The 7,596-nt window shown below is 71.9% G+C and carries 5 protein-coding genes; 4 read left to right on the forward strand and 1 reads right to left on the reverse strand.

Translation table 11 applies throughout. From position 1 onward, the window contains the following. Nucleotides 1-113: 113 nt before the first annotated feature. Nucleotides 114-1,892 carry an ABC transporter ATP-binding protein gene (locus tag ACFVH5_RS32460; RefSeq protein WP_385837298.1) on the reverse strand — a complete coding sequence of 593 codons (1,779 nt, stop codon included), beginning with the start codon at nt 1,890-1,892 and terminating at the stop codon, nt 114-116. A gap of 352 nt (nt 1,893-2,244) precedes the next feature. On the opposite strand from ACFVH5_RS32460, the gene ACFVH5_RS32465 reads away from it, so the two are divergent. Genes ACFVH5_RS32465 through ACFVH5_RS32480 form a run of 4 tightly spaced genes read left to right on the forward strand, consistent with a single transcriptional unit; the run spans nt 2,245 to nt 7,452 of the window. After that, nucleotides 2,245-3,828 carry an ABC transporter substrate-binding protein gene (locus tag ACFVH5_RS32465; RefSeq protein WP_385837299.1) on the forward strand — a complete coding sequence of 528 codons (1,584 nt, stop codon included), beginning with the start codon at nt 2,245-2,247 and terminating at the stop codon, nt 3,826-3,828. A gap of 2 nt (nt 3,829-3,830) precedes the next feature. Continuing rightward, entirely contained in the window at nt 3,831-4,787 is a 957-nt protein-coding gene (locus ACFVH5_RS32470) for an ABC transporter permease (protein ID WP_385837300.1), read from the forward strand. Next, on the forward strand, nt 4,784-5,683 hold the full coding sequence (locus tag ACFVH5_RS32475; RefSeq protein ID WP_385837301.1) for an ABC transporter permease: 900 nt from the start codon (nt 4,784-4,786) through the stop codon (nt 5,681-5,683). The genes ACFVH5_RS32470 and ACFVH5_RS32475 overlap by 4 nt, the downstream gene beginning before the upstream one ends. Next, nucleotides 5,683-7,452: a dipeptide ABC transporter ATP-binding protein gene (locus ACFVH5_RS32480; RefSeq protein ID WP_385837302.1), complete on the forward strand. Its 1,770-nt coding sequence runs from the start codon at nt 5,683-5,685 to the stop codon at nt 7,450-7,452. Before ACFVH5_RS32475 ends, ACFVH5_RS32480 begins: the two co-directional genes overlap by 1 nt. Nucleotides 7,453-7,596 lie beyond the last annotated feature (144 nt).

Below are 7,596 nucleotides of genomic sequence, written 5' to 3' on the forward strand. Positions count from 1 at the left end.
GCCGTGCGGCGGCCGACGTCCAACCCCCGGGCGCGGTCGGCCCCGCGGGCCCGGACCGAGGGGGCGGACCCGGCCGGTCCCGGCTCAGGCCGGCCGCCGCCCCCACCCCGCGTTCAGGCCGGCAGGCCGCTGCCGCCGTGCAGTGCCGTGTACGCGCCCGCCCGGGACATCAGCTCCTCGTGCGATCCGATCTCCCGGACCGCGCCGTCCCCCATCACCACGATCCGGTCCGCACCCCGGATCGTCGACAGGCGGTGCGCCACCACGAAGGTCGTGCGCCCGTGCACCAGACGGGCCAGGGCCTGCTGGACCAGCGCCTCTGACCGCGTGTCCAGCGCGGACGTCGCCTCGTCGAGGATCAGGACGCGCGGATTGCGGATGAGGGCCCGCGCGATGGCGAGGCGCTGCCGCTGACCGCCCGACAGCCGCGCCCCGTGCTCGCCCACCACCGTGTCGAGCCCTCGCGGCAGCCGGTCCACGAACTCCAGCGCGTTGGCGTCCCGCAGCGCCGCGCGCACGGTCGCCTCGTCGGCGTCCGCGTCGTCCATGCCGTACGCGACGTTCTCCCGCACGGTTCCGTCGAACAGGATCGACTCCTGCGGCACCACCGACACGAAGCGCCGGTAGGTCCGCAGGTCCAGGGTGTTCATGTCGGCCCCGTCGAGCAGCACCCGCCCCGAGGTCGGCCGGATGAATCCGATGACGAGACTGAGCACCGTGGACTTGCCCGCGCCCGACGCGCCGACGAGCGCGATCGTCTCGCCCGGCGCGACGGAGAGGCTGAAGTCCCGTACGGCGGGCCGGTCCGCGTCCTCGTACGCGTAGCCCACGCCCTCGAACTCGACCGCCCCGCGCAGCGATTCGAGCCGCGCCCTGCCCTCGTTGTCCTCCAGCTCGGGGGCCTGCAGCACCTCGCCGACGGACCGTACGGACTCCAGGCCCTTGGTAATGACCGGGGTCAGCCCGGCCAGCGTGGTCGTGGAGTTGGTGAGGGTGGTGAGGAACGCGCTGAGCATGACGACGTCACCGGGGGAGACGGCCCACACGCCGTAGTACGCGACCAGCGCGGCCGCGGTGAGGAAGACGACCCCGATCATGTTCAGGAACACCCAGGCCAGTGAGGCGAAGCGGCCGTTGAGGAGGTCGAGCCGCAGGCCCGAGGTCAGGACCTTGTGCAGCGTGCCGTCCATGCGCCGCAGGGCCTTGCCCTCCAGGCCGTGCGCCCGGGTGACGGAGATGAGCCGGGTCATCTCCGTGACCCGCGAGGACAGTTGCTCGACCTCGTGCCGGAAGTCCTCGTTGTGGACGCGCAACCGGCCCCGCAGCCGCGCCACGAGCAGCGCCGCGACCGGCACCACGCACAGGAACACGGGGACGAACTCGGGTGTGCGCACGGCGATGATGACGAGCCCGCCCGTGAGCACGGTGACCGCGCCGAGCCCCGTCTCGGCGGTCTGCTGGACCATCTGCTCGACCGTCTCCACGTCACGGACGACCTTCGCCTGGAGGACGCCCGCGCTGACGCGTGAGTGGTAGCCGATGGAGAGGTGCTGCATACGCGTGCACAGCGCGGAGCGCAGGGCCGTGCCCATGCGGCGCACACTGCCGTAGAGCAGCCGCACGTACAGCAGGTGCAGCGGCATGTTGACGACCAGGATCGCCAGGATGACTCCGGCGTTGAGCCAGAGGTCGGAGATCGGTCCGTGCCGCACGACCGTGTCGATGATGGTCGCGGTGATCAGGGGCAGCAGCCAGACCGGGCTGTGCTTGACGGTGAAGACGGCGAACGCGGCGGCGAGCTTCCACCGGTCGGCCCGGAACAGATAGACGAGGGTGCGGACCGGGTGCTCGCCGCGGTAGCGGTGGTCGAGCGGTTTCTCCCACGAGGCCATGCAGGCCGTCCCTCCCCAGGGAGTGGCGAATACGGAGCAAGCGCTTTCTCCCCATCTCCCGATGACCTACACCCGCCGCCCCGCGATCACCCGCACCGGCCGCCCCGCGAACGCCCGCACTCGCCGCCCCGCGATCACCCTCACCCGCCGCTCCGCGATCGCCTGTCCGCCGGCGTCCGGCCCCCACCGGCCTCCTCCGGCCGCTTCAAGCCAGGTAACGGCTCGGTTTCCGACGTAAATTTCCGCGTTCCGAGGGTTGGCGGACCACTTCCGTCTGGTTATCGTTCACGCACTTCACTCAATCGTTCCGCTGAACGAATAGCGAACGCATAGCGAGAGGGACGGTCGGCCCATGCCCGACATCCATCACCCGGGACGGCGTTCCGTCCTTGCCGCGGCAGCCGCGGGCAGCGCGTCGCTCGGTGCGTCCTGGCTGCTCACCGGCTGCACGGGCGCCTCGGCCGCCCCCGCTCTGCCCAAAGGCGCGAAGGCGGGCACCCCCGACCGCGGCGGAACCCTCCGCATCGCCAGGCCGCCCGCCTCCGAGGCCGAGACCCTGGACCCGGCGAGCGCCCTGTCGGCGTACGAATACCTCGGCGCCCTCTACAACCGGCTGGTCCGCATCGGCGCGGACGGCGATCTCGCCCCCGACCTCGCCGAGTCCTGGGAGCCGGACGCCAAGGCCCGTACCTGGACCTTCCGCCTGCGCAAGGGCGTCACGTTCCACGACGGCCACGCCCTCACTTCCGCCGACGCCGCGTACACCCTGCGCCACATCCTCGACAAGGCGACGGCGTCCCCGCAGGCCGCCGTCCTCGCCCCGCTCATCGATCCGGCGAAGCTGCGAACCCCCGACGCCCACACGCTCGTCGTGCCGCTGAAGACCCCCAACGCGGAGTTCCCGAGCCTGCTCACGCACTACAACTGTTACGTCATCCCCGACGGCAGCGCCCGCGGTATCGGCCGCACCGGCATCGGCACGGGCCCCTTCAAGCTGGAGTCCTTCGCACCCGCGGGACCCGGCCGGATCACCGCGTTCACGGACCACTGGGCGGGCCGCCCGGTCCTGGACGCCATCGACTTCTACTCCGTCGCCGACATGTCGGCCCGCTCGAACGCCCTGCTCGCGGGGCAGGTCGACCTCCTCTCACAGACCAACCTGGACTTCGCGACCGCCCGCGTCGTCGCCGCGTCCGACCGCGCGACGATCGCCCGCGTCGAGAACGCCCAGTGGTACGTGCTGCCGATGCTCACCACGGAGAAGCCCTTCACCGACGTACGGGTCCGGCAGGCGATGAAGTTGGCCTACGACCCCGAGCACGTGGTGAAGGTCGCCCTCCAGGGCGCGGGCACGCCCGGCTGGGACAACCCCGTACCGCCGAGCGACCCCGCACACCTGGCCGCACACCCGGAGCACGACCCGGAACAGGCCCGCCACCTGCTGAAGAAGGCGGGCCACGAGGGCCTGACGGTCGACCTCTACACCTCCTCGTACGACCCGGTGTTCACGCCCATGGCCCTCGCCTACCAGGACTCGGCCAAGCGGGCCGGTATCCGGGTGCGGGTGAAGACGGCCTCGGCGGACTCGTACTACACGCAGATCTGGATGAAGAAGCCGCTCATGGCCACCTACTGGTACACCGGCAGACCCGTCGACCAGCTGTTCACGCAGGTCTTCCGCGGCGGTTCCTCCTACAACGAGACCGCCTGGTCGGACAAGGCGTTCGACGCGCTGCTCGACCGGGCCCGGCAGGAGACCGACGACGAGCGGCGGCGCGAACTGTACGGCGAGGCGCAGACCTTCGTCGTCGAGAAGGGCGGGGCGATGACCCCGATGTTCGCCGACCGGCTCGTCGGCATCTCGCGGAAGGTACGCGGATACGCCGAGCACGGCTTCGAGTTCGACTACCTCGGCATCGGCCTGAAGGGAGCCTGACCATGCTCTCGTTCATCGCCCGCCGCGTCCTCGCCGCCCTCGGCACCCTCGTCCTCTCCTCCGTCCTGGTCTTCCTCGCCGTGCAGGCCCTGCCCGGCGACGTCGCCACCCAGGTCCTCGGCAAGGACGCCACCCCCGACGCGGTCGCCGCCCTGCGCGAAAAACTCAAACTCGACCAGCCCGCCTGGGAGCGGTACGCCGACTGGATCGGCGGCGCCGTGCACGGCGACTTCGGACTCTCCCTCGTCTCCGGCAAGGCGGTCGGCGGCGAAGTCGGCACGTACCTCGGCAACTCCGCGCTCATCGCCCTGGTGACCGTCTTGTTCGCCGTCACCGGCTCGATCGTCCTCGGCATCCTCGCCGGCCTCTACCGCGACCGCTGGCCGGACCACCTCATCTCCACGGTCAGCCTGGTCGGGATGAGCGTCCCCGAGTTCGTCGTCGCCACCGTGCTCGTCCTCTGCTTCTCGGTCGCCCTCCCCCTGTTCCCGGCGGTCGTTCTGTACGGCCCCGAGGCGACCGTCGGCCAGCTCATGCCCGCCGTCTGGCTGCCCGCCCTCGCCCTCGCGATCGTCATGGCCGCCTACATCGTCCGGATGGCCCGCACCTCGGTCATCGACGTCATGGCGAGCGAGTACGTCACCACGGCCCGCCTCAAGGGACTGTCGACCTGGCGGGTCGTCACCCGGCACGCGCTGCCGAGCGCCCTGCTGCCGACCCTGCACGTCATCGCCCTGAACGTCGCCTGGCTCGCGGGCGGAGTCGCCGTCGTCGAGAACGTCTTCAACTACCCCGGCATCGGAAAGCTGATGCTCTCCTCCGTCCAGAACCGGGACCTGCCCGTCATCCAGGCCATCGCCCTGATCAGCGCGGTCGTGTACGTCGTCTGCAACCTGGCCGCCGACCTCGGCGCCATGGCCCTCAACCCCAAGCTCCGTACGCGCGGGAGGACCCGATGACCACCCTCGACACCCCGGCGGACGCACCCGCGGCCCCCGCAGCGCCACCGTCCGCCGTGGCCCGCGCCTGGCGCACCGTGCGCTCCTCACGGGCAGCCTCCATCGGCCTCGCGATCGTCGCCGTCCACGTCCTGATCGCCCTGCTCGCACCGGTCCTCACCTCGTACGATCCCATCGCCAACAACGCCGACCAGGCGCTCCTCGGCCCCAGCGGGAGCCACTGGGCGGGCACGGACCAGTACGGCCGTGACGTCCTGGCCCGCGTCCTGTACGGCGGCCGGTACGCGATCGGCGTCTCCGTCGCCGCGACCCTCGTCACCCTCCTGATCGGCACGGTCGTCGGCTGCGCCGCGGCCCTGCGGGGCGGCTGGTTCGACGACGTGCTGGGCCGGGTGCTCGACGCGGTGCTCTCCATCCCGTCGGTGCTCGCCCTGCTGGTCGTCGTCACCGCACTGGGCACGGGCCCGTCGGTCATCGTCCTCGCCATCGCGGTCGTGTACGTGCCCCAGGTCGTACGCGTCGTCCGGGGCGCCGCCCTCGCGGTCGCACCCGCCGACTACGTGACCGCGGCACGGGCCCGCGGCGAGAGCACCTGGGCGATCCTGCGCCGGGAGATCCTGCCGAACATCACCGACGTGGTGTGCGTCGAGTTCGCCATGCGGGCCTCCTGGGTCGTGCTGCTGATCTCGTCGCTGTCCTTCCTCGGCTTCGGCGCCGACCCGCCGACGCCCGACTGGGGCCTGATGGTGGCCGAGAACCGCACCGCCATCACCGTCGTCCCGATGGCGAGCCTCGCACCGATCATCGCCCTGGCCACACTCGTGGTGGGGCTCAACCTCGCGGCCGACGGCCTCTCCAAGGCATGGGGCGTCGACCGGATCAGGGAGGGGTCCTGATGACCGCCGCCGCCGTCGTCTCGACGACATCGCTGGTGTCCGTGAACTCGCTGTCCGTGGCCTACCGTTCGGGCGGCCGTGACATACCGGTGGTGAGCGAGGTGTCCCTGGAGGTACTGCCGGGCCGGACCCTCGCCCTGGTCGGCGAGTCGGGAAGCGGCAAGTCGACCGTCGCGGCCACGCTGCTCGGGCATCTGCGGCACGGCTCGCGGGTGACGGACGGCTCGGTACGGGTCGACGGCGCCGACGTGTTCGCCCTGCCCGCACGGGAGTTGAGGCGGCTGCGGGGCGGCACGGTCGCCATGGTCGCGCAGAACGCGGGCCACGCCCTGACCCCCTCCATGCGCATCGGACGCCAGATCGCGGAGGCCGGCGGTGACATACCCGTGGTGGACCTCCTCGAACAGGTCCGCCTGCCGCGCCCCGCCGAACTCGCCCGCCGCTACCCGCACGAACTCTCCGGCGGCCAGCAGCAGCGCGTCGCCATCGCCATGGCCGTCGCGGCCCGCCCCAAGGTCCTCGTCCTCGACGAACCGACGACCGGACTCGACGTCGTCACCCAGCGCGGTGTCCTAGACCTGATCGGCACACTGCGCGACGAACTCGGTCTGTCCGCCGTCCTGGTGAGCCACGACCTCGGCGTCGTCGCGCACATGGCCGACGAGGTCGTCGTGCTCAGGTCCGGCCGGATCGTGGAGGCGGCTGCGACGGGCCGGCTCTTCGCGATGCCCCAGGACCCGTACACCAGACGCCTGTTGGCGAGCGTGCCCCGCCTCGACGACGAAGGGCTCGCGCGCGTCGGCGAGGAGGGTGAGCGGGAGGTGCGGCCCCGGGCGCTGATCCCCGAGGAGGCTCCCGTCGCCGTCACCGCCCGGGACGTCACGATCGACTACGGGTCCAGTCGTGCCGTGAACGGCGTCTCCTTCGACGTCCGGCGGGGGGAAGTCCTCGCGCTGGTCGGGGAGTCGGGGAGCGGGAAGTCCACGCTCGCCTGGGCGCTGGCGGGGCTGCGGACGCCGTCCGGCGGCACGATGACGCTCGGCTCCGGCTCCGGTACCGGCTCCGGCTCCGGTTCGGACTCCGGCTCCGGTGACCTCGCCCGGCCCGCCGGGAAGCGGCCGGCGGCATTGCGGCGGCGGGTCCAGCTCGTCTTCCAGAACGCCGACACCTCCCTCAACCCGCGCCGCTCCGTCGGGGACGCGGTGCGGCGGCCACTGCGCTTCTTCGGCACGACGGACTCGCGCGCCGAGACCGCGGTACGGGCCCGCCAGCTCATCTCCGACGTACGCCTCGACCCCGCCCTCGCCGAACGGCTGCCCGCTCAGCTCTCCGGCGGGCAGCGGCAGCGGATCGGGATCGCGCGGGCGCTGGCGGGTGAGCCGGACGTACTCATCGCGGACGAGATCACGACGGCACTGGACGTGTCCGTACAGGCTGACGTGCTGCGCCTGCTCGACGATCTGCGGCGGGAGCGGGAGCTCGCGTGCCTGTTCATCAGCCACGACCTGGCCGTCGTGCGGGGGATCGCGGATCGGGTGGTGGTGCTGTGGCGGGGCGTGGTGGTGGAGGAAGGGCCGACGGACTCGGTCTTCTCCTCGCCCGGACATCCGTACACACGTCAGCTGATGGCGGCGGTGCTGGAACCCGATCCGGAGGCGCGGTCCGTGACGGGGGCTGTGCCGGAGTGGGTGGACGCGGCGGAGGGCGGTGACCTGTGGGTCACCTCTGCCGGGGGGCATCGCGTGCGGCGGTGGCGGGCGGTCGAGTGAGGGGCTTTTTCCGCCCCCGCCGCCCCTACCCGTTCCCGTCCACGTATGGGGGCTGCGCCCCCTGATCGCGCTGCGCGCTCGTCCTCAAACGCCGGACGGGCTGAAGATTGCCGCCGGTCCGGCTGTATCTCAGCCCGTCCGGCG

The sequence above is a fragment of the Streptomyces sp. NPDC127119 genome (assembly GCF_042677425.1).
GTDB lineage: Bacteria > Actinomycetota > Actinomycetes > Streptomycetales > Streptomycetaceae > Streptomyces.

Bases quoted from the DNA above. Each gene is read 5' to 3' on its own strand.
- ACFVH5_RS32475 (WP_385837301.1), top strand. From the start codon at position 4,784: ATGACCACCCTCGACACCCCGGCGGACGCACCCGCGGCCCCCGCAGCG.
- ACFVH5_RS32470 (WP_385837300.1), top strand. From the start codon at position 3,831: ATGCTCTCGTTCATCGCCCGCCGCGTCCTCGCCGCCCTCGGCACCCTC.
- ACFVH5_RS32480 (WP_385837302.1), top strand. From the start codon at position 5,683: ATGACCGCCGCCGCCGTCGTCTCGACGACATCGCTGGTGTCCGTGAAC.
- ACFVH5_RS32465 (WP_385837299.1), top strand. From the start codon at position 2,245: ATGCCCGACATCCATCACCCGGGACGGCGTTCCGTCCTTGCCGCGGCA.
- ACFVH5_RS32460 (WP_385837298.1), bottom strand. From the start codon at position 1,892: ATGGCCTCGTGGGAGAAACCGCTCGACCACCGCTACCGCGGCGAGCAC.